25 protein-coding genes are annotated in these 25,139 nt (G+C 53.7%); 17 read left to right on the forward strand and 8 right to left on the reverse strand.

What is annotated here, in order from left to right:
- The first annotated feature begins 117 nt into the window (after positions 1-117).
- The gene (gene solA, locus QZH36_RS04705) at positions 118-1,224 is read left to right on the forward strand and encodes an N-methyl-L-tryptophan oxidase (protein WP_253454616.1); all 1,107 of its coding nucleotides are present in this window, start codon (positions 118-120) and stop codon (positions 1,222-1,224) included.
- Between the two features lie 81 nt (positions 1,225-1,305).
- Here the strand turns inward: solA and proP are convergent, their stop codons facing one another.
- Together proP and trhO are read right to left on the reverse strand one after the other, a co-directional pair.
- Positions 1,306-2,772 (reverse strand): glycine betaine/L-proline transporter ProP, encoded by a 1,467-nt coding sequence (gene proP / locus QZH36_RS04710; RefSeq protein ID WP_253454617.1) that lies wholly within the window; start codon positions 2,770-2,772, stop codon positions 1,306-1,308.
- Between the two features lie 457 nt (positions 2,773-3,229).
- Positions 3,230-4,282 (reverse strand): oxygen-dependent tRNA uridine(34) hydroxylase TrhO, encoded by a 1,053-nt coding sequence (gene trhO / locus QZH36_RS04715; protein WP_253454619.1) that lies wholly within the window; start codon positions 4,280-4,282, stop codon positions 3,230-3,232.
- Between the two features lie 212 nt (positions 4,283-4,494).
- Here trhO and QZH36_RS04720 point away from each other — a divergent pair, with 212 nt between their 5' ends.
- From QZH36_RS04720 to mdtG, 3 genes are all read left to right on the forward strand, one after another.
- A complete protein-coding gene (locus QZH36_RS04720; protein ID WP_253454620.1) occupies positions 4,495-5,589 on the forward strand; it encodes an NADH:flavin oxidoreductase/NADH oxidase in 1,095 nt (364 codons plus the stop codon).
- 154 nt (positions 5,590-5,743) lie between these two features.
- Positions 5,744-6,664 carry a Kdo(2)-lipid IV(A) acyltransferase gene (locus QZH36_RS04725; RefSeq protein ID WP_301252704.1) on the forward strand — a complete coding sequence of 307 codons (921 nt, stop codon included), beginning with the start codon at positions 5,744-5,746 and terminating at the stop codon, positions 6,662-6,664.
- 134 nt (positions 6,665-6,798) lie between these two features.
- Positions 6,799-8,025 (forward strand): multidrug efflux MFS transporter MdtG, encoded by a 1,227-nt coding sequence (gene mdtG / locus QZH36_RS04730; RefSeq protein ID WP_253454622.1) that lies wholly within the window; start codon positions 6,799-6,801, stop codon positions 8,023-8,025.
- A 1-nt stretch (position 8,026) separates the two neighbouring features.
- Here mdtG and QZH36_RS04735 read toward each other — a convergent pair whose 3' ends face one another.
- Positions 8,027-8,341, reverse strand: a complete 315-nt coding sequence (locus QZH36_RS04735) for an ArsR/SmtB family transcription factor (protein WP_253454623.1) — start codon at positions 8,339-8,341, stop codon at positions 8,027-8,029.
- A 14-nt stretch (positions 8,342-8,355) separates the two neighbouring features.
- Complete coding sequence (locus QZH36_RS04740; RefSeq protein WP_253454624.1) at positions 8,356-9,480, reverse strand: alkene reductase; 1,125 nt, start codon at positions 9,478-9,480, stop codon at positions 8,356-8,358.
- Positions 9,481-9,755: 275 nt separating this feature from the next.
- Here QZH36_RS04740 and QZH36_RS04745 point away from each other — a divergent pair, with 275 nt between their 5' ends.
- The 9 genes from QZH36_RS04745 (at position 9,756) to QZH36_RS04785 (ending at position 16,526) form a co-directional block, all read left to right on the forward strand.
- Positions 9,756-10,565, forward strand: coding sequence for a flagellin N-terminal helical domain-containing protein (locus QZH36_RS04745; protein WP_301289521.1), 810 nt, complete (start codon positions 9,756-9,758; stop codon positions 10,563-10,565).
- 399 nt (positions 10,566-10,964) lie between these two features.
- On the forward strand, positions 10,965-11,945 hold the full coding sequence (locus QZH36_RS04750) for a 6-phosphofructokinase (RefSeq protein ID WP_301729741.1): 981 nt from the start codon (positions 10,965-10,967) through the stop codon (positions 11,943-11,945).
- Between the two features lie 10 nt (positions 11,946-11,955).
- Entirely contained in the window at positions 11,956-12,252 is a 297-nt protein-coding gene (locus tag QZH36_RS04755; protein WP_253454626.1) for a PTS sugar transporter subunit IIB, read from the forward strand.
- Between the two features lie 8 nt (positions 12,253-12,260).
- The gene (locus tag QZH36_RS04760; protein ID WP_253454627.1) at positions 12,261-13,634 is read left to right on the forward strand and encodes a PTS sugar transporter subunit IIC; all 1,374 of its coding nucleotides are present in this window, start codon (positions 12,261-12,263) and stop codon (positions 13,632-13,634) included.
- 20 nt (positions 13,635-13,654) lie between these two features.
- Positions 13,655-13,927: a hypothetical protein gene (locus QZH36_RS04765; protein WP_253454628.1), complete on the forward strand. Its 273-nt coding sequence runs from the start codon at positions 13,655-13,657 to the stop codon at positions 13,925-13,927.
- A 6-nt stretch (positions 13,928-13,933) separates the two neighbouring features.
- Positions 13,934-14,371 (forward strand): PTS sugar transporter subunit IIA, encoded by a 438-nt coding sequence (locus QZH36_RS04770; protein WP_253454629.1) that lies wholly within the window; start codon positions 13,934-13,936, stop codon positions 14,369-14,371.
- Positions 14,368-14,907 carry a P-loop nucleotide/nucleoside kinase family protein gene (locus QZH36_RS04775; RefSeq protein ID WP_301729742.1) on the forward strand — a complete coding sequence of 180 codons (540 nt, stop codon included), beginning with the start codon at positions 14,368-14,370 and terminating at the stop codon, positions 14,905-14,907. The genes QZH36_RS04770 and QZH36_RS04775 overlap by 4 nt, the downstream gene beginning before the upstream one ends.
- Before the next feature lie 37 nt (positions 14,908-14,944).
- Entirely contained in the window at positions 14,945-15,856 is a 912-nt protein-coding gene (locus QZH36_RS04780) for a tagatose-bisphosphate aldolase (RefSeq protein ID WP_301729743.1), read from the forward strand.
- Between the two features lie 262 nt (positions 15,857-16,118).
- Positions 16,119-16,526 (forward strand): MysB family protein, encoded by a 408-nt coding sequence (locus QZH36_RS04785; RefSeq protein WP_125288639.1) that lies wholly within the window; start codon positions 16,119-16,121, stop codon positions 16,524-16,526.
- Between the two features lie 2 nt (positions 16,527-16,528).
- On the opposite strand, the gene QZH36_RS04790 is transcribed toward QZH36_RS04785, so the two are convergent.
- Both QZH36_RS04790 and QZH36_RS04795 read right to left on the reverse strand, forming a co-directional pair.
- A complete protein-coding gene (locus QZH36_RS04790) occupies positions 16,529-16,768 on the reverse strand; it encodes a YceK/YidQ family lipoprotein (protein WP_253454632.1) in 240 nt (79 codons plus the stop codon).
- Positions 16,768-16,932 (reverse strand): hypothetical protein, encoded by a 165-nt coding sequence (locus QZH36_RS04795; RefSeq protein WP_253454633.1) that lies wholly within the window; start codon positions 16,930-16,932, stop codon positions 16,768-16,770. The genes QZH36_RS04790 and QZH36_RS04795 overlap by 1 nt, the downstream gene beginning before the upstream one ends.
- A 70-nt stretch (positions 16,933-17,002) precedes the next feature.
- Between QZH36_RS04795 and QZH36_RS04800 the strand changes: the two genes are divergently transcribed.
- The 3 genes from QZH36_RS04800 (at position 17,003) to QZH36_RS04810 (ending at position 19,566) form a co-directional block, all read left to right on the forward strand.
- Positions 17,003-18,196, forward strand: a complete 1,194-nt coding sequence (locus QZH36_RS04800; protein ID WP_253454634.1) for a zinc-dependent alcohol dehydrogenase — start codon at positions 17,003-17,005, stop codon at positions 18,194-18,196.
- Positions 18,197-18,536: 340 nt separating this feature from the next.
- Positions 18,537-19,010, forward strand: a complete 474-nt coding sequence (locus tag QZH36_RS04805; RefSeq protein ID WP_125288642.1) for a YciE/YciF ferroxidase family protein — start codon at positions 18,537-18,539, stop codon at positions 19,008-19,010.
- A 46-nt stretch (positions 19,011-19,056) separates the two neighbouring features.
- A complete protein-coding gene (locus QZH36_RS04810; RefSeq protein ID WP_125288643.1) occupies positions 19,057-19,566 on the forward strand; it encodes a ferritin-like domain-containing protein in 510 nt (169 codons plus the stop codon).
- 66 nt (positions 19,567-19,632) lie between these two features.
- On the opposite strand, the gene mdoH is transcribed toward QZH36_RS04810, so the two are convergent.
- Together mdoH and QZH36_RS04820 are read right to left on the reverse strand one after the other, a co-directional pair.
- The gene (gene mdoH, locus QZH36_RS04815; RefSeq protein WP_253454635.1) at positions 19,633-22,182 is read right to left on the reverse strand and encodes a glucans biosynthesis glucosyltransferase MdoH; all 2,550 of its coding nucleotides are present in this window, start codon (positions 22,180-22,182) and stop codon (positions 19,633-19,635) included.
- Positions 22,175-23,713 (reverse strand): glucan biosynthesis protein G, encoded by a 1,539-nt coding sequence (locus tag QZH36_RS04820; RefSeq protein WP_253461026.1) that lies wholly within the window; start codon positions 23,711-23,713, stop codon positions 22,175-22,177. Before QZH36_RS04820 ends, mdoH begins: the two co-directional genes overlap by 8 nt.
- Positions 23,714-23,983: 270 nt before the next feature.
- Here QZH36_RS04820 and mdoC point away from each other — a divergent pair, with 270 nt between their 5' ends.
- On the forward strand, positions 23,984-25,108 hold the full coding sequence (gene mdoC / locus QZH36_RS04825; RefSeq protein WP_253454636.1) for a glucans biosynthesis protein MdoC: 1,125 nt from the start codon (positions 23,984-23,986) through the stop codon (positions 25,106-25,108).
- Positions 25,109-25,139 lie beyond the last annotated feature (31 nt).

A 25,139-nucleotide genomic window follows, 5' to 3' on the forward strand; every position in this document is an offset into this window, starting at 1 on the left:
CCGCGTTGACCTGAAGGCACCCAAATGGGTGCCTTTTTCATTTCTGCCGCATTTTTTTTCATTCCAGCCGCATTTTGCTATTCTGCCTGCCTGTATAACCGATGGAGCCAGGTACTGATGGTTTATGACTTAATTGTGGTGGGCAGCGGCTCGGTAGGTGCAGCGGCCGGCTGGTACGCCACCCAGGCGGGACTGAATGTCCTGATGATCGATCGGGCGCATCCGCCCCATCGCGAAGGCAGCCATCATGGAGACACGCGTTTAATTCGCCACGCTTACGGCGAAGGCGCCCGCTACGTGCCGATGGTATTGCGCGCTCAGCAGCTGTGGGACGAGCTGGAGCAGCAGTGCGGCGAGCGAATTATGCAGCGCAGCGGCGTGCTGAATCTTGCGCCTGATCGTTCCGAATTTATCCGCAACGTGCGGCAGAGCGCTGAAACCTATAGCCTGCCGGTGGAGATCTTCAGCGGTGAAGATGCCGTGCGGCGCTGGCCGCAGCTGGCCGTCCCTGAAAACTATACGGGGATTTACGAGCCGCAGTCCGGCTATCTGAAATCCGAACTGGCTATTCGTCACCTGATCCGCCTGTGCAAAGAAGCGGGCTGCGCGCAGCTGTTTAACTGCGCGGTCACCGGGCTGGAGGAGCGTGACGGCCTGCAAGTCGTCCAGACCCCGGAAGGCGCCTTCCGGGGCAAAAAGCTGCTGCTGAGCGCCGGAACCTGGATCAAAACGCTGCTGCCGGAACTGCCCGTCACCCCTGTCAGAAAAGTCTTTGCCTGGCATCAGGCGGACGGCCGCTACAGTGAAAATAATAAGTTTCCCGCGTTTGCCGTGGAAATGCCGGACGGCACCCATTTTTATGGATTTCCTGCTGAAAACAACGCGATCAAAATCGGCAAGCACAACGGCGGTCAGCCGATTAGCGCGCCGGAACAACGTAAGCCTTTTGGCGCCGTTGCTGAAGACGGCAGCGAACTCTTCGGATTTTTACGGCAGTTTTTACCCGGCGTAGGCGTTTGCCTGCGTGGTGAAGCCTGTACCTACGATAATACGGCGGACGAAGATTTTATTATCGATACGCTGGGAGCAGACAGGTTGATTATTAGCGGGCTAAGCGGACACGGATTTAAATTCGCCACGGTATTGGGTGAAATCGCCGCGCAATTTGCTCAGGGAAAAACCGCAGAATTTGATTTAACGCCCTTCTCACTTTCCCGCTTATAAATAAAAAAGGCGGCATCGTTAAATGCCGCCTTTCCATAACGCTAATTATTTCCAGCCGTCATCTGATAACGGCGAGAAATATTATTTAACCGACGCCGCCGCATCTTTCTTTTGCTGACGCAGACGGAGTTTTTTCACCAGCTTGTGCGCTTCCGCTTCGCTGCCAACCGCAGGCGCTGAACCGGTCAGCGGCTTACGTGCCGTTTCACGCATGGTAAAGACGGTGATCACGCCGATTGCGCCAGCGCCCATCAGATAGTAAGCCGGCATCATCAGGTTATGCGTCGTTTCCACCAGCCAGGTAGTGATCAGCGGCGTGGTGCCGCCAAACAGCGAAACGGACAGGTTAAAGCCGATCGCCAGCGCGCTATAGCGAATATCCGTGGCAAACAGCGCAGGCAGCGTGGCCGGCATCGAGCCGCTAAAGCAGGTGTGCAGCACGCCAAGGATGATCAGCCCGGCGAACACCAGCCACATATTACCGGAACCAATCAGCATCAGGCTTGGGATAGCCAGCACAATCAGGCCGATAGCGCCGCTTAAAATAACCGGACGACGGCCCAGGCGATCGTTCCAGTGCCCGGAAAACAGCGTCAGCGGCATCATCACAAACATCACCACCAGGATCAGCAGCAGGCTGCTCATCTCGCTCAGGCCGAGGATACCGGTCAGGTAGCTTGGCATATAGGAGGTCAGCATGTAGTTGGAGACGTTAAACAGCAGCACCAGGCCAATACATTTCAGCATCTGGGCGCGATATTTGCTCAGCATTTGCAGCAGCGTCAGACGCGGCTTGCTGTGTTCCAGCGCGTCCTGCTTTTCCATATGCTTCTGGAACGCCGGAGTTTCTTCCAGCTTCAGACGGACATAAAGACCAAACAGCCCCAGCGGCGCGGCGATAAAGAACGGAATACGCCAGCCCCAGTCCAGTAGCGTCGCCTCCGGCATCGCCGCCGTCAGGCCGGTGACCAGCCCTGCGCCGAGCAGATAGCCGCCTAACGTGCCGAACTCCAGGAAGCTACCCATAAAGCCGCGACGGTTATCGGTAGAGTATTCGGCGATAAAAGTCGCCGCGCCGCCATATTCACCGCCGGTGGAGAAGCCCTGCACCAGGCGAGCGACCAGCAGCAGAATTGGCGCAAGAATACCGATGCTGTCATAGCTGGGGATCAGGCCGATACAGAAGGTACCGATAGCCATCATAATCATGGTGACGGCCAGCACTTTCTGCCGTCCAACTTTATCGCCCAGCGGCCCGAACACCAGCCCGCCGATAGGACGCACCACAAAGGCTGCCGCAAAGGCACCAAAGGCGGCAAGCAGCTGGGCCGCCGAACTGCCGCCGGGGAAGAAGACCTTACCAATAGTCACGGCCAGATAGCTGTAGACGCCGAAGTCGAACCATTCCATCGCGTTACCGAGCGCGGCTGCGCCGACGGCACGCTTCAGCATGTCGTTATCCACGATGGTGATATCGTCTACGGTGAGTTCTTTCTGTTTTTTCTGCCAGAAGTGCTTTTTATGTCTGTTTTCTGAGTGCGTGCTCATGCAGTCCCCTTAATGAGAATGACTGGCAGCATCATAGCTTTCGTTGCCGGTGGAGCCTGTAGAGAAAGAAGGGAATGAAAGCTATAAAGCAGCGAAGATTAAAAGTACGGCGCTTAAAAACGTTTCTTTACGGGAATTTACTCTATACGACAGTCTTCTTTTTATCAAGTTTGTGACAGAAATCGCTGTAATAGCCATTTTAATACTGTGCGTATCGCGTTGGGGAGCCGGAAGGCAGCAGGACGCCCTGCCTGAAAAAGCCGTGCTGATGCGCTACTGGCTGCTCAGATTGACATTCTTTACGGGCTTTCAGTATGTTGTAACTATATGTAGACGACAAAACGTTAGCGCAATGTTAGCGGAGCAAAAAAGTGAGAAAACGGGGAATTGCCGCCTTACCGGCTGAAAGAGCAAAAAAGGCCGGTAAAACCGGCCCTGAATGCTGTCTGACGGTCACTCAGTTATCGGGCGTTGGGATTTTTAGCGTCATATTCAGCAAGCCGCGCGACTTGTTGAAAATTTTATTGCCGTTTTCCCGACCGGCGCGACGCGCCCGCTGTTCTTCCGGCGCCAGCGCCAGCTCTTCCATACAGATTGGGCTACAGCAGTCGTGATACTTTTCCGCACAGCTGGCGCACTGAATAAACAGCAGATGGCAGCCGTCGTTTTTGCAGTTAACGTGCGTATCGCAGGCCGTGCCGCACTGATGGCAATGCGCAATGACATCATCGGAAATACGTTCGCCCATGCGCTCATCAAAAACAAAGTTTTTGCCCTTGAAGCGTACCGGCAGCCCCTGCTCGCGTGCGCGACGCGCGTATTCGATAATGCCGCCTTCAATGTGATAGACGTTCTCAAAACCGTTGTGCCGCATCCAGGCGCTCGCCTTTTCACAGCGGATCCCGCCGGTGCAGTACATCACGATTTTTTTATCTTTGCTGTCCTGCAGCATATCCACGGCCATCGGCAGCTGGTCGCGGAAGGTATCCGCCGGGATTTCCAGCGCGTTGTCAAAGTGCCCGACTTCATACTCGTAGTGGTTGCGCATATCGACAAAGACCGCATCCGGATCGTCCAGCATGGCGTTGACCTCGCCCGCTTTCAGGTAGCCGCCGACGTCGCTGGCGTCGAAGGTTTCGTCTGCGATGCCGTCAGCAACGATGCGCTCGCGCACTTTCAGACGCAGCACCCAGAACGATTTTCCGTCATCGTCGAGCGCGATATTCATTCGCAGGTTGTCCAGCGCCGGGTCGAAAGCGTAAAGCATCGTCTTCATCGCTTCATAATTGCTGGCCGGCACGCTGATTTGCGCGTTGATCCCTTCTGCGGCGACGTAAACGCGACCAAACACTTTCAGTTTGGTTAAGGCGATATAGAGCGCGTCACGAAACGCTTTGGGATCGGTAATGGTGAAATACTTGTAAAAAGAGACTGTGGTACGCGGCTCGGTCTCGGCCAGCATCCGCGCTTTCAGCTCTTCATTAGAAACAAGGTTATGTAACACTGGCATGGTGTACGTTCCTGCGACTTTTGAGAAATTTTGCGGGCGATATCATACCTGAATAGCGCCAGAAGCAAACCAAAATCGGGACGCAGCGTAAAAAATTTGTCTCAGGAAAGTTAGAGCCTTGCAACAGGCGGAAAAGCATATCCGGACCAACATCACAAAAAAATCCGCCTATAGTTAGCCTGTTCCGACTTAATTTTTTACGGAGATATTGCATGAGTCAGCTATTTACCCCAATCGAGCTGGGCAAGTTAACGCTTAAGAACCGTATCGCCATCGCACCGATGTGCCAGTACTCCGCCGAGCACGGCAAAGCCACCGCCTGGCACCGCATTCATCTGGGTCATCTGGCGCTCTCCGGCGCCGGCCTGCTGATTGTCGAAGCGGCGGCCATTGAAGCCGCCGGCCGCATTACGCCGCAGGATTTAGGCCTGTGGGATGACGAAACCGAACAGGCGCTGGGCAGCGTGCTGCAGGATGTACGCAGCTATTCCACGATGCCGATTGGTATCCAGCTGGCCCATGCCGGCCGCAAAGCCTCTACCGATGTGCCATGGCGCGGCGGCGGTTTCCTGCAGCCGGAACAGGGCGGTTGGCAGACCTCCGCGCCTTCTGCGGTGCCTTTCAGCGATGACGATAACGCGCCGGTTGCGCTCACGCTCGAACGTATTGAAGAGATCAAACAGGCCTTCGTCGACAGCGCTGTTCGTGCCGATCGCCTTGGTCTGGATCTGGTGGAAGTTCACGCCGCGCATGGCTATCTGCTGCATCAGTTCCTGTCTCCGCTTTCCAACAAGCGCGAAGACCAGTACGGCGGCTCGCTGGAAAATCGTATGCGCCTGACGCTGGAAGTGTTCCGCGAGGTGCGTCGCGTATTCCCGGCAGACAAGCCGGTTGGCGTGCGTATTTCCGCTACCGACTGGGTAGACGGCGGCTGGGATCTGGCGCAGTCCATCGCGCTGAGCAAAGCGCTGGAGGCGGAAGGCTGTGCCTATATCCACGTGTCCAGCGGCGGCCTGGCACCGCAGCAGAAAATCACCGTCGGCCCGAACTATCAGGTGCCTTTCGCTGCGGCGATTAAAAAAGAAGTCGCCATCCCGGTGATTGCGGTCGGGCTGATTACCGAACCGCGCCAGGCGGAAGCGGTGCTGGTGGAAGGCGAAGCGGATATGGTCGCGCTGGCTCGCGGTATGCTTTATAACCCGCGCTGGCCGTGGCATGCCGCCGCCGAGCTGGGTGCGAAGGTGGACGCGCCAGAGCAATACTGGCGTTGCGAACCCCATGAAGTCAAAGGGCTGTTTAATTCGTAGTCCCTGTTAACCAGCGCGCGCCCGCGCGCTGGTGTTTAAACCTTCTGAATCTCAACGCATTATTTCAGTTCGCTGTCAAAAAATGGCACAATAGGTCATAAATAATAAATCCCGGGCAGCATAATGGTGCCCCTTTTTTACGATCTGGAAACTCATGACTCAGCTGCCTCAGTTTTCGCGCGCTTTGTTGCATCCCCGTTATTGGTTTACCTGGTTGGGTATTGGTCTGCTCTACGTGCTGGTGCTGTTGCCCTATCCCGTGCTCTATCGCCTCGGTTGCGGCCTGGGTCGTCTTTCCATGCGTTTTATCACTCGCCGCGTGGCGGTAGCCCGACGCAATCTGGAACTTTGCTTCCCTGAAATGCCGGAAGCGGAGCGCGAGGCGATGGTGGTTCGCAACTTCGAATCCGTCGGCATGGGCTTAATCGAAACCGGCATGGCCTGGTTCTGGCCCGACTGGCGCATCAGCAAATGGTTTCAGGTCAGCGGTCTGGAGCATATCGACAAAGCGCATCAGGAAGGCAAAGGCGTGCTGCTGATCGGGATGCATTTTCTGACCCTGGAACTGGGCGCCCGCATCTTCGGCATCCATAATCCCGGTATCGGCGTTTATCGTCCTAACGACAACGCGCTGCTGGACTGGCTGCAAACATGGGGCAGAATGCGATCCAATAAAAGCATGTTGGATCGCAAGGATCTGAAAGGCATGATCCGCGCGCTGAAAAACGGCGATATTATCTGGTACGCGCCCGATCATGACTACGGCCCAAAAAGCAGCGTGTTCGTGCCCTTTTTCGGCGTGGAAAAAGCGGCTTCCACCAAAGGCAGCTATCTGCTGATCCGCAGCGGCCAGCCCGCCGTGATCCCTTTTGTGCCGCGTCGCTTACCGCACGGCAGAGGCTATGAGATGGTGATCCTGCCGGCGGAAGAGAATATGCCGCTGGATGATGAAGCTGCTACCGCCGCGCGAATGAATAAAGTCGTCGAGCACGGCGTGCTGATGGCGCCGGAGCAGTATATGTGGCTGCACCGCCGCTTTAAAACGCGCCCCGCAGGCGAACCCTCTCTGTACTGATGCTCCGGGCGGAACCGACCCCGCCCGTTTCTCAACCACGGCTCAATCCTCCCGCGTTTTCCCCGGCGGGTGCTATTAAGTCGTGCGCTTTAGGCGCATACTTAGTCTGCTAACAAACTGACCAGGCTGCGCTTATGGCTGTGACCGATGCTTCCCCTTCCCCGATTAACTGGCAAAAAAACCTCTTTGTCGCCTGGTGCGGCTGTTTTCTGACCGGCGTCGCCTTCAGCCTCGTGATGCCCTTTCTGCCGCTTTACGTCGAGCAGCTTGGCGTAACCGATCCGCAGTCGCTGAATCTTTGGTCGGGGGTGGTATTCAGCATTACCTTTTTGTTTTCCGCTGTCGCGTCGCCATTCTGGGGCGGGCTGGCCGATCGTAAAGGCCGCAAAATCATGCTGTTGCGGTCGGCGCTTGGCATGGCGATAGTGATGGTGCTGATGGGGATGGCCACCTCCATCTGGCAGTTTCTGGCGCTGCGGGCGTTGTTAGGTCTGCTGGGCGGTTTTGTGCCCAATGCCAACGCGCTGATAGCGACTCAGGTGCCGCGGAAGCGAAGCGGCTGGGCGCTGGGCTGGCTGTCGACGGGCGCGGTTAGCGGCGCATTGATCGGCCCACTGATTGGCGGATTGCTGGCCGACAGCTTTGGCCTGCGCCCGGTGTTCTTTATTACCGCCGCCGTGCTGTTTCTCTGTTTCCTGATGACGCTGTTTGCTATCCGCGAAACCTTCGTGCCGGTACAGAAGAAAGATATGCTGCACGCCCGTGACGTTTTTAGCTCTTTAAAACGGCCGAAGCTGGTGCTGGCGCTGTTTGTCACCACGCTGATTATTCAGGTTGCTACCGGATCTATCGCGCCTATTCTGACGCTCTACGTGCGGGATCTGGCTGGCGATATCCAGAATCTGGCGTTTGTCAGCGGAATGATTGCCTCGGTGCCCGGCGTCGCTGCGCTGCTCAGCGCGCCCCGGCTGGGTAAACTGGGCGACCGTATCGGGCCTGAGCGTATTCTTATCGCCATGCTGGTGGTTTCCGTGCTGCTACTGATCCCGATGTCGCTGGTGCAGACCCCTTTGCAACTGGGGATCCTGCGTTTTCTGCTGGGCGCGGCCGACGGCGCGCTGCTGCCCGCGGTACAGACGCTGCTGATCTATAACGTCAGCAATAGCGTCGCCGGACGTATCTTTAGCTATAACCAGTCATTTCGCGATATTGGCAACGTTACCGGGCCGCTGATGGGCGCGGTGGTTTCGGCTCACTGGGGGTTTCGTGCGGTGTTTATCGTGACGGCCGCCATCGTGCTTTTCAATGCGGTTTACTCATGGCGGACGCTGCGCCGCCGCGTGACGAGACCGGACGCGTAAACTATAACGCGCCCAGGAAATTACCTATCGTGTCGGCAAGCTCGCGGATACGCGGCTCGCAGCGGCGATAGTAGGTCCACTTGCCGACTTTGCTCGCCTCCAGCAGGCCCGCTTCCTGAAGCACCTTCAGGCAGAGCGAGGTGGCGGGCTGCGATAAGCCCGCCTTGTCCTGAATCAGGCTGGCGCACACCCCGTAACGGTCGAAGTCATACAGCTGGCTATAGCCGGCAAAGGCTTCATCAGGGTTTTTCAGCCAGGCCAGCACGGCCATGCGTGTCGGATTGGCCAGCAGCTTCATCGCGTTTTCAGGGGTCATCCAGCCTCACAAAATCAGGAACCGTAAAAAGGATAGTCAGTATACCCTTTACGCGTGCCGCCATATAGCGAAGCGGCATCCACGGCGTTCAGCGGATAGCCGTGGCGAAAGCGTTCCGGCAGATCCGGGTTGGCGATAAAGGTTCTGCCAAAGCCAAACAGATCGCCCCAGCCCTGTTGCAGCACGTGTTCTGCCTTTTCCTGGGTGTAGCGGCCGGAATAGATAATTGGCCCGCGCCAGGCTTTACGCAGCGCAATGCGGAAGGTTTCCGGCAGATCGGGGCTGTTATCCCAGTCGGCTTCTGCGATTGACAGATAACCGATCTCAAGCGTATTCAGCATCTCTGCCGCTACGGTGTAGGTAGTCTGCGGATCGCTTTCCACCAGGCCCAGGTAAACCCGCTCTTCATCCGTACTGGTAAACAGCGGTGCAAAGCGTACCCCGACGCGATGGCTGCCAAACACGGAACTGACCGCTTCGGTAACTTCTTTCAGGAAGCGCAGCCTGTTTTCCAGCGAGCCGCCATATTCATCGGTGCGGAAATTGCTGTGTTCGGAAATAAACTGATTGATCAGGTAGCCGTTGGCTGAATGCAGCTCAACGCCGTCAAACCCGGCTTCCTTCGCGTTTTGCGCCGCCGTGCGGTACAGCTCGACAATCTCTTTGACTTCGGCGGTGGTCAGTTCGCGCGGCGCATCCGGCGCGGTCAGGATGCCTTCGCCCGGTCCGGTTTCGATAAAGACGCGTACGCCCGTTGCAGGCACGGCAGACGGCGCCACCGGCGGCTGCTTGCCCGGTTGCAGTTCGCTATGTGAAACGCGTCCCACATGCCACAGCTGACAAAAAATTGTTCCGCCTTCCTGATGGACGGCTGCGGTGACCTTTTTCCAGCCCGCAATCTGCTCCGCGCTGTGGATACCTGGCGTCCAGGCGTAGCCCTGCCCGCGCGGTTCAATCTGCGTGCCTTCCGTGATCATAAAACCGGCGCTGGCGCGCTGGCGGTAGTAGTCCACCATCATCTCGCCCGGCACGTTGCCCGGCTGGTCGCTGCGGCAACGCGTCAGCGGCGGCAGCACAATACGGTTACGTAAGGTCAGATCGCCAATTTGCAAAGGCGTAAACAGGGTTTGCTTGCTCATAATTCCACTCGCTCAGGTAATAAGAGCCGCCATTATATTTAAACATTTAAATGTGTAAATTCATTTTGTGCTGTTGATGAAATATTAGCGATGCTTCAGCCAATCATCCGGGTAACCCATTGATATCGTTCGTATGTGGAGGAATAAGCCGTTTTGTGCAGGTTTTATGCTAAAACTGTTTAAAGTTTTTTCAGGGTGTGACGATAAATAATACAGACGGTGACGGGCATCCTGGCGCCGTATCCGAACCCTGGTTAAACTTTAAGGAAACGATTATGTCCGTTATCAATACTAACATCATGTCCCTGACCACTCAGAACAACCTGAACAAATCACAGGCTTCTCTGAGCACCGCTATCGAGCGTCTTTCTTCCGGTCTGCGTATCAACAGCGCAAAAGACGACGCAGCAGGCGAAGCGATTGCTAACCGCATGAACTCGCAGATCAAAGGTCTGACTCAGGCTTCACGTAACGCCAACGACGGTATCTCTCTGACTCAGACGGCTGAAGGCTCTCTGAACGAGATGAACACCAACTTACAGCGTATCCGTGAACTGACTGTGCAGGCGAAAAACGGCACCAACAGCGCCGACGACATCGACTCAATCCAGAAAGAAGTTGACGCGCGTCTGTCTGAAATCAACCGTATCGGTACGGCTACCACCTTCAACGGCACGGCGATCTTCAACAGCACCGGCAGCGTAAAAATCCAGGTTGGCGCCAACGACGCAACCGACGCTAACGTCATCAATATCGACCTGTCAGGCGCAGGCTTCCAGTCTTCTGGCCTGGGCGCAACCTTCAGCGTGACCGGCGGTAACCTGTCAGACCTCGACGCGCGTATCAAAGACGTTGATACCGCACGTAGCGGCCTGGGTGCGATTCAGAACCGTTTTGAATCCACCATCAACAACCTGAACACCTCTGTGACCAACCTGACCGCGTCACAGTCACGTATCCAGGATGCTGACTACGCAACTGAAGTTTCTAACATGTCGAAGGCGCAGATCCTTCAGCAGGCTGGTACCTCCGTGCTGTCAAAAGCCAACCAGGTTCCACAGGGCGTGCTGTCTCTGCTGCAGTAAGCCTCAGCTTTATCGGCAAAACTCCGCCCCGGCGGAGTTTTTTTTTGCCCTCTCCGCCTGCCCCGCCTTTATTTTCTGCGGCGGCTTCAAATCAAAACCTGCTTTAATGTGAATTCACTCACAAATCCCGCAACAACTTGTTTCTGACGTTATTCGGCGCGAGCGAGATTTAGCTCACAAAAATTAATCCATTAATAAACATATAGTTATATAAAAATCCCGAACTAACGCTGTTTTCCATGGTGATGTCCATCACAAAAATAAGTCATTTTTATTGCTGTCAATGACCGGCACGGGGCTATTTCATCCTTAAAGTGTGACCGGCTTCGAAAAATATAATTCAGGCATCTTTAACATCGATTCTCAGATTAACGATAAAAATTTAATTTGAGGTCGGCGATGAAAATAGGGCTGGTCATTAGCGGCGGTGATGTCAGCGGTATAAACAACGTCCTGTTTCAGATAAACAGAATGACGAATTATGAAATCGTTATTTTTGATGGTGGAATTAACGGCCTGCTTAAAAACAGCGCGAAGGATATAGCACGCCGCGATCTTGTTGATTTTTCCCTGTCGCCGGTACCGCTTATCGCCTCCGGTCGAAAAGAAGAAAAATGTAAAAAAGCTGAGTATGAAAAAATTGTAAAAAACATCCGTAAAAAGAAAATTGATTGTCTGGTTATGGGCGGCGGCGATGGTTCTTTCCAGTTTTTAAAAATCCTTAGCGGCTACGGTATTAACTGCTATGGCATAGGCATGACGATCGATAATGATATTATCGGCAATAGCTACACTATCGGCTTTTCCACCGCCTGCGAACAGGTTATCAGTGAGGTTGCCAAACTGCGCAATACCGGCCGCGGGCTTCCCGGCAGAATATTTATGATCGAATTATTGGGCGGCTACTGCGGTGAATTAACCCTACAGGCTGCCCTGAAAAGCAATGCGGATATTGCGCTTATTCCTGAGTCGGTTTGGGATATCGATTTACTGGCAGAAACCATCAGGCAGAAAGCAGCGCAGCAGAACAGCGTTATTATCCTTTGCTCCGAAGGCTATACCAAAGAGTATACGCCCGGTTTCCAGGGTGCGATTGATACCATGATCGGCAAACTTGAGCACAAGGTTGGCATCAGGATCAGAAAAACCATTATGGGTTATGGTTTACGCAACGGTTTTCCAACAGGGGAGGAAATTATCCAGGGCGCGATCCTGGCTGAAGAAGTGGTCAGATGTATTAATAGCGGCCTGACCAATAAAATTATCGTCATCAACAACAATAACAAAGCCATCCCTATTGATCTGAATGACTCTGACAAACGTTTGCTAGATAAAGAGAGTAACTTCTACAAACTGGCTAAAGTAAATAATCTTATCTGAGGGTAATAACATGCTTAAAGTACTCTGCGTATGTGGCTGCGGCCTCGGCTCAAGCTTTGCTATTGAAATGAGCGCGAAGTCTGTTCTTCATAAATTATCTATTGATGCTGATATCGATCACACCACGGTATCGGAAGCTTCGTCATTTAAGTATGACATTATCCTCACACAAAAAATATTTGCTGACATTCTGAATTCCGACGCCAGTGAGGAAGAAAAAAAACGGGTCATCATCCTGAATAAGCTGACCGATAAAAAAGAACTGGAAGAGAAAATCCTGGCCTGGTTAGGCACCCAAAAAAAGTGAGGTGTTAAATGGACGCAATCATTCATTTTATTATTAAAGATTTTTTAGGCCAGGCTGCCATCTTAATCGCTTTAATTGCTATGACTGGCCTTATCCTGCAAAAAAAATCCTTCGGGAAAACGCTTGAGGGGACATTTAAAACCCTGCTCGGTTTTCTGATTATGATGGCGGGTATTAATATCATTGTAGAAACGCTGACCTTTCTCAATGATATCTTTACCAGCGGCTTTGGCATGAAAGGCTACATTACCGACGTGGCGGCCATCGCCGGCGTGGCTAACCGCGAATTGGGATCGGAAGTGGCGCTGACGCTGCTGGTCATTTTTGCCGTCAATATCCTGATTGCACGCCTTACGCCGTTTAAATATATCTTCCTTACCGGCCAGGCGCTGCTGTGGATGGCCACGATCGGCACGGTCATCGGCTACAAAGCCGGGCTGACCGGCCTCACGCTTATCCTTACCGGCGGCATATTTGGCGGCGTGATGGCCGTCCTGATGCCTGCTATCGCTCAGCCCGTAGTGCGGAAAATCACCGACTCGGACGATATTGCCCTTGGCCACTTTTGTACGCTTGGCTATCTGGTTCAGGCCGCCGTAGCGCGCGCTATCGGTAAGAACTCCCGTTCCACGGAAGATTTAGAGCTGCCCGATCACTTCAAATTTTTACAGGACACCTACCTGTCGATGGCCGTGGTGATGGTGCCGATGTACCTCATCCCCGCGTTTGTCGCCGGGCCGGAGTATATTGCCCGGTTCGCCGGGGGCACCAACTACCTTATGTATGCCTTTATGCAATCGATGCAGTTTGTCGCCGGGGTATTTGTGCTTTATAGCGGCGTACGCCTGCTGCTGAACGAGCTGGTTCCGGCATTCAGAGGTATTGCCATGCGCCTGGTGCCCGATGCCAAACCCGCGCTGGATTGTCCGGTGCTGTTCCCCTACGCGCCCAACGCGGTCATCGTCGGCTTTCTTGCCACTACCGTTGGTTCCCTTATTGGTATGATTGTTTTTCCCCTGTTTGGTCTGGCGATGATTTTGCCCGGCCTATTGACGAATTTCTTTGCCGGAGGAACGGCCGGCGTATTTGGCAACGCGCTGGGCGGCAGAAAAGGTGCCATTATTGGCGGCGTGGTGCATGGCTTATTTATCACTTTATTACCCGCCATTCTGGTGCCGCTGCTGGAAAACTTTGGTTTTCAAGGCGTCACCTTCAGTGATTCCGATGTTATCGGCGCAGGTCTGGTATTAGGGCACGCTCTGCAACATGACTGGCTGTTCGTGGCTGGCTTTATCGCCTTTGCCATTTTCATTACCTGGTTCGTTAATCGCAAACTGACCGGGCATTCCCTTCCTGACGTTGTTAAAACCGAAACGGATTAATAAAAAATGTGGAGAGGCTGATGTTTGCAAAATTGAAGAATATTTTTACATCATCGCACCAGCAGCAAAATAGTGAAGATGACGAAGAGGCATTAAGAACAGAAGACGAATTATCTCTACTGGAATCGGCGCTATCGAAAAACCCGACGGATAGCAACACGCAGAAAAAGCTAATGGTTAAATATAATCAGGCCATTAAAATTTTCTCTTCCCGGAAAAACTATCGTCACCGCGTCGATGACCTGTTTATAAGAATGGATGAACTGAGAAATACTATCCGCAGAAATATATGAGGTGATATGAGCATCCGACAGTTTCTTGCACAGAACCAGTATATTCAGATCGGCATAAACGTCGAAGCCTGGGAAGATTTAATAGCAATCGCCGCCGCGCCATTAATTAAAGGAGGATTCGTCACTGCTGAATATCCCCAGGCCGTTATCGATAACACCAGAAAATACGGCGCCTATTATGTGTTTGAAGAAGGCATAGCCATTCCTCATGCGCGACCGGAGTGCGGCGTTATTAAAAATGGTTTTAGTCTGCTCACTCTGGCGCGCCCTGTCTCAATCAGCGACAGCGAGCCAGTTGATATTATCGTGATGTTCAGCGGTATGGACAGCGACACGCATATTACGCAAGGGATTGCCTCTATTGTAGAACTACTGGACAAAGCGGAGACGCTGGCACAAATAAGACAAGCCACCACGGTTGATGAAATTATCAGGTTATTATGAAGAAAATAATTTTAGTCAATGGTATCCCGGCATCCGGGAAAAGCCGCATCGCGCAAATGCTTGCCGAACGCCTTAATGCGCCGGTATTAAGTATAGATGGGATTAAAGAACCCTTTATGCTTCAGTTTGCGGACATTATCGACAGACCCTTAAACCGCAAGCTGGGCTATGCCGCCTATGAGGCCATGTTTAATATTGTGCGGATGGCACCGAAAAAAACGCTTTTCATTATGGACGCCTGGTTTGGCTTTCGCGAAAAAGAAATTTTAAAGCATTATCTGGCCGTCTCCGGCTGTCAGCACACTGTTGAAATATGGAATCAGATATCGCCGCAACTGGTCGCTCAACGTTATAAATCGCGCTGCGCCTGCCGGGTTAAAGGCCACCCGGGCGAAGACTATATTCCTGAATTAATGGATCTTGCAGGTAAAGCCCGGCCAATGCAATTGGGACATACCTTTATCGCCGATCAGGATAAAGGCATTAACGATAGCGAAATTATTTCCTGGATCGAATGTTTCCTCAGCCGCGTTTAGTTTATTTCCGATAATCAGCTCTATAAGGATCAGACTTATGAATAAAATGACAACAGCAGAACGTCGTGGTTATCAAATGATTTGTGATGCCACCGGTTCAATGATGGTCATCGCCTGCGATCAGCGGGGAGGAATGAGAACGCTGTTAGCCGCCACGCCCGAAGAGCAGGCAAAAATCAGCAACGAAACCTTAGGCAAAACTAAATATGACATTACCCGCTATCTGGCGGCAGAGGCAGGCTGCGTATTAGTCGATCCCATTTGTGCCGTGCCGGGAATTGTTGATGAAAACGTGGTGCCGCGTGATACCGCGCTGTTGGTTGGGCTGGATGCTTCCGGCTGGGATCTCTCCCCGCAGGGCTACCGTATTTCCAGAATGGTTGAAGGCATTAACGCGCGTAAGGTGCGTGAGCTGGGTGCCACGGGTGGAAAAATTATGATTTATTTACGTACGGATACGCCTGAGGCTAATACCGATAACCTTGCCACGCTGCGTGAGGTTATTGCCGACTTCGCGCGTGAAGATCTGCTTCTGGTAGTGGAGTTCCTGACTTATCAACTGGAAAATGAGAACAAGGAGACTTATCAGAATAAAATTCCTCAGCTTATTCAGGATGGCTGCCGTGCCTGTATTGACTGCGGCGCTAAGGTGCTGAAAATACCCTATCCGGGGACAGAAGCCGCCTGCGCCAGCGTCACCGAAATTTGCGGTTCCATTCCCTGGGCGGTGCTGTCTGCCGGCGTCGATCACCAGACCTTTCTGCGACAGGTGGAGATCTCCCTGCGCAACGGCGCTTCTGGCGTGATTGCCGGACGTTCACTCTGGAAAGACTGCATTTCCCTTGATCGCAACGTTTCCAGAGAGAAACTCACTTCGGTTGCGGTAGGCCGACTGCACGATATCCAGCAGCTTCTGCGTAAATATAAAAGGGCGATGGCTGACGCCTGACCGGAGGTGCCCTGGCCGCCGGATGCGATAAAAGGTAGCCAAATGTCCCCTGGCCACCGGATACGATAAACGGTGGCCAGGCGCCTCGGGACAGATTGCCCTCTGACTTAAGACTTTTCGTCAGCCGCCTGTCCGATTTTTATGTAACTAACTAATACTAATAGATAAATTATCTCATCTTTTTTTCCTTCGCCGGGTTTACCGCAGCCGATCTTCTACTATCCTTCTTTAAAACCTGCATTTTTCGTTATGGAGATACCCAATGAGCATGTATGCAACCCTGGAAGAGGCTATCGACGCTGCGCGTGAAGAGTTTCTGGCCGCTAATCCGGAGATGGAAGAGGACGATGCCGCGGTCAGCCAGTTCAACCTGCAAAAATATGTGATGCAGGATGGCGATATCATGTGGCAGGCGGAGTTCCTGGCGGATGATATCGAAGAGGGAGAGGTGCTGGCGCTGCGCAGCGGTGAAGCGGCACAGGCCATTTTCGACGGTGATTTTGACGAGATCGAACTGCGTCAGGAGTGGCTGCCGGAAAATACGCTGCATGAGTGGGATGAAGGCGAATTTCAGCTGGAGCCGCCGGGCGATACCGAAGAAGGCAAAGCAGCGGCGGACGAGTGGGAAGACGATAACAGCGATTCCGACCGCGCAGACCGCTGGGAGTAATTTTACTCGTAGGGTCCGTGGTGCGCATCCACCGGCAGCAGCAACGTATCGAGAACCAGCGACAGCGGCAAATCGATAATCGTCAGAAAGCGCCAGGGCGTATCACGGACATCCCACTGCACGCCAGGATAGTATTGATTGCCGTGCCCCTGTCCGGGCAGGGTTCGACTGATGATGCTGCCGCAGCCGGTCAGCATCGTCAGGCAGCATGCCAGCAATAAAGCACGTAACAGTGTGGTCATTACCTTTCCCGATCCGTATAAAAAACGCGCCATTGTACAGCAACGGCCAAGGGCAGTAAGCCTGCGCAGCGCAAAATATCCGTAAAATCTTCCTTAATTTTAGCCTTCTCTTTGTCCGATGTTTGACCTTTCGGCTCGCCGCGCGCCCTGCGTTCGTTTTTCATGTTCTATGCTTGGTAAACGCAAATTTTTTTGCCTTGACGTGAGACTGAAAAAAATACCGGAGCAGAGACTATGAGAGCCCTTACCTACCACGGCCCGCATCGGGTCAGCGTTGATAACATGCCCGACCCGACGATTGAAGCCGCAGACGATATTATTCTGCGCGTAACGGCCACTGCTATCTGTGGTTCCGATCTGCATCTTTACCGCGGAAAAATTCCCAGCACGGAGCATGGCGACATTTTTGGCCACGAGTTTATGGGCGAAGTGGTGGAAGCAGGCAGTGGCGTGACCAAAGTCGCAAAAGGCGATCGGGTGGTTATTCCCTTTGTGATTGCCTGCGGCGATTGTTTTTTCTGTCATCTGCATCAGTATGCCGCCTGTGAAACCACTAACAGCGGCCGCGGTGCCATTCTGAACCCGAAAAAAATCACGCCGCCCGCCGCGCTGTTCGGCTTCAGCCACCTTTATGGCGGTATTCCCGGCGGACAGGCGGAATACGTGCGCGTGCCGAAAGCCAACGCCGGCCCTTTTAAAGTGCCGGATACGCTGTCGGATGAGAAAGTGCTGTTTCTTTCCGATATTCTGCCCACGGCCTGGCAGGCGGTACAGAACGCTGAAGTCAAACAGGGCTCCAGCGTGGCTATCTTTGGCGCCGGCCCGGTTGGCTTACTCAGCGCCGCCTGCGCCAGACTGGCGGGCGCCGAGCAGATTTTTATGATTGACCATCATAATTACCGGCTGGCCTTTGCGCGCGAGCGCTATGGCGTTATCCCGATCAATTTTGATGAAAATGACGATCCGGCCGCCTGGATTATTGAAAATACCAAAGGCCATCGCGGTGTGGATGCGGTGATCGATGCGGTAGGGTTTGAGGCCAAAGGCAGCCTGACGGAAACCGTGCTCAGCAACCTGAAGCTGGAAGGCAGCAGCGGCAAAGCGCTACGCCAGTGCATTGCGGCCGTGCGCCGTGGCGGCATTGTCAGCGTACCGGGCGTTTATGCGGGCTTTATTCATGGCTTCCTGTTCGGCGATGCCTTTGATAAAGGGCTGACCTTTAAAATGGGTCAGACTCACGTTCACGCTTACCTTCCCGATCTGCTGAAACTGATCGAGCAGGGCCACCTGAAACCCGAAGAGATCGTTACCCACCATATGCCGCTGGAAGAGGCGGCACGTGGCTATGAGATCTTTGAAAAGCGTCAGGAAGACTGTCGCAAGATTATCCTGGTACCGGGAATGGCAAGCGCCCAGGCAACGGTTTAATTAATCTTAAGCCCGCCACAGTATCTGTTGGCGGGCAAAACGAACTGTTTTTCCGTAAAGTACCGCCGCTATTTTTGGAAGTCTGACGTTTCCAGATGCTTTACCTCCGGCGACTTTTTAACAGCTCGCCAGCGTGGGTCGTTGATAACGTTCATAAGTTAACTATTTGTTAATTATATTTTTTCCCCTCTGTCTGTGACCGCTGTCTCAGAATATTCCTTGAAAAGGATATTCTCCCCTTCTTGCCTTCCGAAATGCTCAGACCAGGCTAACCTTATTCCTGTAGCTTTACAGAGTGTGAATTTGCACTTTCTTTCCTGTTATTGAAATGGAGTGAAATATGACCATCAAGACGCTGGAAGATTTATTTATTCATGACCTGTCGGATGTGTATAGCGCAGAAAAACAAATCTCTCGCGCCCTGCCTAAAATGGCGCGTGCCGCTACCGATGAAAAACTGGTAGCCGCTTTCAAACAGCATCTTGAAGAGACTCAGGGCCAGATAGAGCGTCTGGACCAGCTGGTGGAAAGCACCGACGGCGTGCGCATTAAGCGAATGAAATGCCACGCGCTTGAAGGCCTGGTAGAAGAAGCCCAGGAAATTATTGATTCCGTGGAGGCTGGCCCGGTTCGTGACGCTGGCCTGATCGGCGCGGCGCAAAAAGTCGAGCACTATGAGATTGCCACTTACGGCACGCTGCGCGCGCTGGCTTTAAAGCTGGGCTATAAAGAGGCTGCTCGCCTGCTGGGCGAAACGCTGGAAGAAGAGAAGGCCACTGACGAGAAGCTTACCGTCATCGCTGAGCAGCAGTAACGCCAGAAGCTGGCCCCCGGAAAATAATTCAATCAAGAGGTACACCATGACAACGCATGAAGAGAACTATTTAGCCTGGGTGAAAGATGCGCACGCGATGGAAAAACAGGCGGAAAGCATGCTGGAAAAACAGGCAGAACGTCTTGAGCATTATCCCGATCTGAAAGCCCGTATCGTGCAGCATATTGAAGAAACTCGTCAGCAGCAGGCGCTGGTACAGTCGGTTATCGACCGCTACGATACTTCAAATTCCGTCTTTAAAGATACCATGGGTAAACTGACCGCTTTTGGTCAGGCGATGGGCGGCATGATGGCGGATGATGAAGTCGTGAAAGGCGCTATCAGCAGCTATGTGTTTGAGAACCTGGAAATTGCCAGCTACACCTCGCTGATTGCGGCGGCTGAACTGGTTGGCGATACCGAAGGCGCAAGAATTTTCGCGCAGATCCGCGAGCAGGAAGTGGCAATGGCCGACTGGGCGCTGAATCATCTGCCGGACGTTACCGAGCAGTTTATGACGCGCGACGCCGCGCCGGGCGTAGAAGCGAAAAAGTAACGCCTCTTCCTTAAGGCAAAAAAAATCCGGGAACCTGCGTTCCCGGATTTTTTATTTATGCCTGCATCAGATTTTCGTTGGCTGAATAGCCAGCGGATTCATACGCAGCGACTGATAGTAATCGAACCAGTCGTGATACTTATCGGCGTTCTGCCACAGACGATAGTGCATTCTGGAAAGCGTCACCGGGTCGCTAATCAGCGCCAGACGACGATCGCGATCCAGTTTCGCCGGTGACTCGCTCAGCGCCTGCTCGACACGGCGATCGCGGGCGAATTCCAGAATATCGCTTTTCAGGTGGCGCGAAGTGGCCATCGCGCTGGCCAGTGCGTTGAACGACGGATTGAACAGCGCGTGCATAAAGCCATCTTTCAGCGCACGTTCACGGTTCAGCGCGTTGTAGCGATCGGTGTCGACCAGCTCTCTCGGCGGCTCAAACTCTTCCGGGATCAGGAACAGATTAGCGCGTTTCGACGCCATTCCGGTCGTGGAGCGGCTTGAATACACCGACACGAAAGGCGAGAGGATCAGCGAGAAGACGATCGGTGCCAGCCACCACAGGAAGTTCAGATCCAGCCAGCCCATGCCTGCCGCCCAGACGATGCCAAGCGCCATCTGGGAACCGTGACGTTTAAACGCCTCGCTCCATGGGGTCGCATCGTCATCGCGCTGCGGCGAGTTCCAGACCACTTCCCAGCCCAGGAAGGCGCTGACCACGAACACCGTATGGAACAGCATACGCACCGGCGCCAGCAGGACGGAGAACAGCACTTCCAGGAACAGCGAAACGGTTACGCGCACCACGCCACCATAAGGCTTCGCTCCCTTAAACCACACCAGGATGATACTGAGCAGTTTAGGCAGGAACAAGAGCACCATAGTGGTAGAGAACAGCGCTATCGCCAGTTCGGGACGCCACTGCGGCCAGACCGGGAAAAGCTGTCTGGGCTGCAGGAAGTACTGCGGCTCCATCAGCGTATGCACCACCTGAAGCGCCGTTGACAGCGCCAGGAACAGGAACCACAGCGGCGCCGACAGATAGGACATCACGCCGGTCAGGAACACCGCGCGGTGTACCGGATGCATCCCTTTAACCAGGAACAGGCGGAAGTTCATCAGGTTGCCGTGACACCAGCGGCGGTCGCGTTTCAGCTCGTCCAGCAGGTTTGGCGGCAGCTCCTCATAGGAGCCGGGCAGATCGTAAGCGATCCACACGCCCCAGCCCGCACGGCGCATCAGCGCGGCTTCCACAAAGTCATGCGACAGGATAGAACCGGCGAATGAGCCTTCGCCCGGCAGCGGTGCCAGCGCGCAATGCTCGATAAACGGCTTCACGCGGATAATGGCGTTATGGCCCCAGTAGTGCGACTCGCCCAGCTGCCAGAAGTGCAGACCGGCAGTGAACAGCGGCCCGTAGACGCGCGTGGCGAACTGCTGGCAGCGCGCATAGAGCGTGTCCATACCGGAAGCTTTCGGCGAAGACTGGATGATACCCGCGTTCGGGTTAGCTTCCATCATACGCACCAGGCCGGTCAGACATTCGCCGCTCATGACGCTGTCCGCATCCAGTACCACCATGTAGCTGTACTGGCTGCCCCAGCGGCGGCAGAAGTCATCAATGTTGCCGCTTTTACGCTTCACGCGGCGACGACGACGGCGATAGAAAATGCGCCCTTCCCCGCCCACGTCACGTACCAGCTCCATCCACGCTTTCTGCTCGGCCATCGCGATGTCCGGGTTGTAGCTGTCGCTGAGGATATAAACATCGAAATGCTGCTGTTCGCCCGTTCTGACCACGGACTCCCAGGTAGCCCGCAGGCCAGCGAAAACGCGTTCCACATCCTCATTACAGATCGGCATAATCAGCGCGGTACGATGTTCCGGGTTAATGGGATCGTTATCGTTACTGTTGTACGAGATACTGTATTTGTCTTTGCCGATCAGCAGCTGTAAAAAGCCCATCAGCGCCGTCCAGAAGCCGGCGGAAACCCAGCAGAACAGCACGGCAAACAGGAACAGGATCCCGGTTTGCAGCACGTACGGCAGAATTTGCAGCACCGACTGCTGCCAGTTCTGGTTGATCATCTCCATAGGATCGATCAGCGCCCAGCCCTGATAAGGCAGAATGGTTTTCATGTACCAGGTGGCGATCACCGTTTGCGCGATGGTCAGCAGCAGCAGGATATAGCGGCGAATCGATCCGACGTGACGCCATTTATCTTCTGCACGCTGCTCTTCGGCATTGGCATAGCGCGGTTTGGTTTTATGCCCGCGCAGAGAATCCCACGCGCGTGACACCGGGTTAGTACGCCAGGCTTCCGGGTACATAGAAGAACGCGTGTGGGGCGGCATCGCCTTCAGCGTGGTGCGATGCAGCGCATCTTCGGCAAACTGTTCGCCTTTACCCACGGCATCCGGCCACGTCATCTCAATCCGCGATTTCACCGAAGCCAGCGGCGCGTCGTCCGCGCGCTCCGGCATTGGCGGCTCGCCCAGCGTCTGATGCAGCTGGCTAAAAGCCGCCTCAGACTGGTCAGGCAGCGCGTTCAGCAGCGCCTCTTTCCGCTCCGCGGGCAGAGGCAGCGCATCAATATAATCAGCGTTAGTCTTATTCATTGGCAGGCAACTGATAGCTCCAGGTTTCGGTCAGCGTTTTGTCGCCGTTAACCAGCGCAGCACGCATCTCTGTAGGCTGTTTGTTGTCCTTAACGCGTAGACGGATCACCAGACGCCAGCCTTTGGTGACCGGATTGTAGCGAACGCTGTTTTCCACCAGCTCGCCGTTATTACCGATGCTGACCTGAGGCGCAACCGGCGTATCGGCCGGCAGCTTGCTCATATCCTGACCGGCGAAGTCGACGATAAAGGCGACCGTGCCGTCCGGCTGACGAACAAGGTTAGACTGTTTCACATCGCCGGTTGAGCGCAGCGTATCTTTTACAAACGCCATATCCGGCGAGTGCAGCTGGCTTTCGTCGCGGGTAAAGTGCAGACGATACTTAAAGTTCATCTCTTTGCCCGGCTCCGGCAGGCTTTCCGGCGTCCAGTAGGCCACGACGTTGTCGTTGGTTTCATCAGCCGTCGGGATCTCTACCAGTTCCACCCGTCCTTTGCCCCAGTCGCCCTGCGGTTCAATCCAGCCGCTTGGGCGCAGATCGTAACGGTCGTCCAGATCCTGATACTGAGAGAAATCGCGGCCGCGCTGCAGCAGGCCGAAGCCTTTTGGATTCTCTACGGTAAAGGTGCTGACCGCGAGGTGTTTAGGGTTATTCAGCGGACGCCAGATCCATTCGCCGTTGCCGGCATGGATCGACAGGCCGTCGGAATCATGCAGAGCAGGACGATAGTTAACCTGCGAGGAAGGCTGGTTAGCGCCGAACAGGTACATGCTGGTCAGCGGCGCTACGCCCAGCTTGCCGACTTTATCGCGCAGGTAGACTTTCGACTGTACGTCGACAGTGGTTTCTTTACCTGGCGTGATAAGGAAGCGATAGGCGCCGGTCGCGCGTGGCGAATCAAGCAGCGCGTAGATCACCAGATGCTTGTCGGCCGGTTTTGGTCGTTCTACCCAAAACGTTTTAAAACGCGGGAATTCCTCGCCGGAAGGCAGCGCGGTATCAATAGCCAGCCCGCGCGACGAAAGACCGTAAACCTGACCAGCCCCGATAACGCGGAAATAGCTGGCACCCAGGAAACTGGTGATCTCATCGTCTTTTTTATTTTTACTGTTAAGCGGATAAAGCACTTTAAATCCGGCAAACCCAAGGTTTTTGACGGTTTCAGGATCGTGCTTAACATTGCCGAAATTAAAATAGTCCGGTGAATATTTAATCTCATGAACGGTAGACGCCGTCACTTCATTAATTTGCACCGGCGTGTCGAAGTACATGCCCTGGTGATAGAACTCCAGCTTGAACGGGGTTTTCAGCTTGCTCCACCAGGCTTTATCGCGATTGAACTGGATCTGCTGATAGTCAGCATATTTCATCTCGCGCAGTTGGGAAGGTAAATTGCTTTTGGGCGCTTCATACCCTTTCCCGGCCAAATCTTTCGCCTGTTTTGCTACATCATCAATGCTGAAAGCCCAGCCGGAGCTGGCATACATTGACAGCAAAACCGTTGCGCCAATCAGACGCAATTTCATCAGTTTTGGCTTATTTTTCATTTTAATCAGCACATCCCCCCCTTTCGTGTGCTTAAATCAATCCCATCCATCTTAATGGATAATTCGCAATTCCGACAGCTCAACAACATTTTTGTTCCTCGCATTTGTTGCTTTTAGCGCCCTGTTCTCAACTGCTTAGCGGATACGGATTCCCCTGATAGTATACCTGTGTTTTCTCCACTAGAGTAAGCGGTAAGCTTTAGCGTGGCTCAGGGTGAGCAAACGCTGTAACGTGTTGAATATGGGACGAATATGACAAAACAATCCGGGCAGCGAGAATATTTTTTTGACTCGATCAGAGCCTACCTGATGCTTTTAGGCGTACCTTTTCACGTCTCATTGATTTATTCCAGCCAAAGCTGGTCAGTAAATAGTCCGCACGCTTCCGAATGGCTTACGCTGCTGAATGATTTTATTCACGCATTCAGGATGCAGGTATTCTTCGTTATTTCAGGTTATTTCTCTTATATGCTCTTTTTGCGCTACAGCCCGCAGTACTGGCTGAAGGTGCGTCTGGAGCGTGTAGGCATTCCGATGCTGGCGGCCGTGCCGCTGCTGACGCTGCCGCAGTTTTTTATGCTAAAGGCCTGGACCGCGAGAATTGGCGACTGGAGCCAGCTAACGCTTTATCAGAAATTTAATGCGCTTAGCTGGGATCTTATCTCGCACCTGTGGTTTTTGCTGGTGTTGGTTATGCTGACCCTGACCGGCGCATGGCTGTTTAAAAAACTGCGTGACGGCAGACAATTAACGGACTATTCCGAGCTGAACTGGACACGTCTTAGCCTGGCTATCCTGCTTTGCAGCGTGATTTGGGGAGCGATTCGGCGATTGCTGTTTATTTTCGAGCCGCAGCTGTTAAGCAATGCCCTGTTTAATTTTGTGGTTATGCAAACCTTGTTCTTCCTGCCCTTCTTTATACTGGGCGCGATGGCGTGGAAATATCCGGCGATTAAGGCCCTTTTAATTAAACCTGTGCCCTGGACGTTTATCGGTTCCGCGCTCGCGTTTGTCGCCTATATTGCTAATCAGACATGGAGTAAAGGCGAAGGCTGGCTCTATGAGATTGACGCCGTGGTATCAATGATGATGGGGCTGTGGATGGTTAACGTGGTGTTTTCATTGGGACATCGCCTGCTGAACAGCCATTCGCCTCGCGTGACCTATCTGGTCAACGCCTCCCTGTTTATCTACCTGGTGCACCACCCGCTGACTATCCTTTACGGTATTTTCCTGGTGCCGCATATCGGCAGCAATACGCTGGGCTTTTTCGCCGGTCTGGTGTTCGTCTTCGGTATCGCGTTTATGCTTTACGAGATCCATTTGCGGATCCCGGTGCTGCGCTTTCTCTTTTCGGGCAAGCTGCCGCAAAAATAGCGCCTGAAAACTGGCCCGGCGACGCCGGGCC

Origin of the sequence: Erwinia wuhanensis (assembly GCF_030484085.1) — a bacterium.
In the GTDB taxonomy this organism is placed as follows: Bacteria; Pseudomonadota; Gammaproteobacteria; order Enterobacterales; family Enterobacteriaceae; genus Erwinia; species Erwinia aeris.

What these genes read in the sequence shown, in the direction of transcription:
- solA (WP_253454616.1), top strand. Translation starts at nt 118, where the DNA reads ATGGTTTATGACTTAATTGTGGTGGGCAGCGGCTCGGTAGGTGCAGCG.
- proP (WP_253454617.1), bottom strand. Translation starts at nt 2,772, where the DNA reads ATGAGCACGCACTCAGAAAACAGACATAAAAAGCACTTCTGGCAGAAA.
- trhO (WP_253454619.1), bottom strand. Translation starts at nt 4,282, where the DNA reads ATGCCAGTGTTACATAACCTTGTTTCTAATGAAGAGCTGAAAGCGCGG.
- QZH36_RS04720 (WP_253454620.1), top strand. Translation starts at nt 4,495, where the DNA reads ATGAGTCAGCTATTTACCCCAATCGAGCTGGGCAAGTTAACGCTTAAG.
- QZH36_RS04725 (WP_301252704.1), top strand. Translation starts at nt 5,744, where the DNA reads ATGACTCAGCTGCCTCAGTTTTCGCGCGCTTTGTTGCATCCCCGTTAT.
- mdtG (WP_253454622.1), top strand. Translation starts at nt 6,799, where the DNA reads ATGGCTGTGACCGATGCTTCCCCTTCCCCGATTAACTGGCAAAAAAAC.
- QZH36_RS04735 (WP_253454623.1), bottom strand. Translation starts at nt 8,341, where the DNA reads ATGACCCCTGAAAACGCGATGAAGCTGCTGGCCAATCCGACACGCATG.
- QZH36_RS04740 (WP_253454624.1), bottom strand. Translation starts at nt 9,480, where the DNA reads ATGAGCAAGCAAACCCTGTTTACGCCTTTGCAAATTGGCGATCTGACC.
- QZH36_RS04745 (WP_301289521.1), top strand. Translation starts at nt 9,756, where the DNA reads ATGTCCGTTATCAATACTAACATCATGTCCCTGACCACTCAGAACAAC.
- QZH36_RS04750 (WP_301729741.1), top strand. Translation starts at nt 10,965, where the DNA reads ATGAAAATAGGGCTGGTCATTAGCGGCGGTGATGTCAGCGGTATAAAC.
- QZH36_RS04755 (WP_253454626.1), top strand. Translation starts at nt 11,956, where the DNA reads ATGCTTAAAGTACTCTGCGTATGTGGCTGCGGCCTCGGCTCAAGCTTT.
- QZH36_RS04760 (WP_253454627.1), top strand. Translation starts at nt 12,261, where the DNA reads ATGGACGCAATCATTCATTTTATTATTAAAGATTTTTTAGGCCAGGCT.
- QZH36_RS04765 (WP_253454628.1), top strand. Translation starts at nt 13,655, where the DNA reads ATGTTTGCAAAATTGAAGAATATTTTTACATCATCGCACCAGCAGCAA.
- QZH36_RS04770 (WP_253454629.1), top strand. Translation starts at nt 13,934, where the DNA reads ATGAGCATCCGACAGTTTCTTGCACAGAACCAGTATATTCAGATCGGC.
- QZH36_RS04775 (WP_301729742.1), top strand. Translation starts at nt 14,368, where the DNA reads ATGAAGAAAATAATTTTAGTCAATGGTATCCCGGCATCCGGGAAAAGC.
- QZH36_RS04780 (WP_301729743.1), top strand. Translation starts at nt 14,945, where the DNA reads ATGAATAAAATGACAACAGCAGAACGTCGTGGTTATCAAATGATTTGT.
- QZH36_RS04785 (WP_125288639.1), top strand. Translation starts at nt 16,119, where the DNA reads ATGAGCATGTATGCAACCCTGGAAGAGGCTATCGACGCTGCGCGTGAA.
- QZH36_RS04790 (WP_253454632.1), bottom strand. Translation starts at nt 16,768, where the DNA reads ATGACCACACTGTTACGTGCTTTATTGCTGGCATGCTGCCTGACGATG.
- QZH36_RS04795 (WP_253454633.1), bottom strand. Translation starts at nt 16,932, where the DNA reads ATGAAAAACGAACGCAGGGCGCGCGGCGAGCCGAAAGGTCAAACATCG.
- QZH36_RS04800 (WP_253454634.1), top strand. Translation starts at nt 17,003, where the DNA reads ATGAGAGCCCTTACCTACCACGGCCCGCATCGGGTCAGCGTTGATAAC.
- QZH36_RS04805 (WP_125288642.1), top strand. Translation starts at nt 18,537, where the DNA reads ATGACCATCAAGACGCTGGAAGATTTATTTATTCATGACCTGTCGGAT.
- QZH36_RS04810 (WP_125288643.1), top strand. Translation starts at nt 19,057, where the DNA reads ATGACAACGCATGAAGAGAACTATTTAGCCTGGGTGAAAGATGCGCAC.
- mdoH (WP_253454635.1), bottom strand. Translation starts at nt 22,182, where the DNA reads ATGAATAAGACTAACGCTGATTATATTGATGCGCTGCCTCTGCCCGCG.
- mdoC (WP_253454636.1), top strand. Translation starts at nt 23,984, where the DNA reads ATGACAAAACAATCCGGGCAGCGAGAATATTTTTTTGACTCGATCAGA.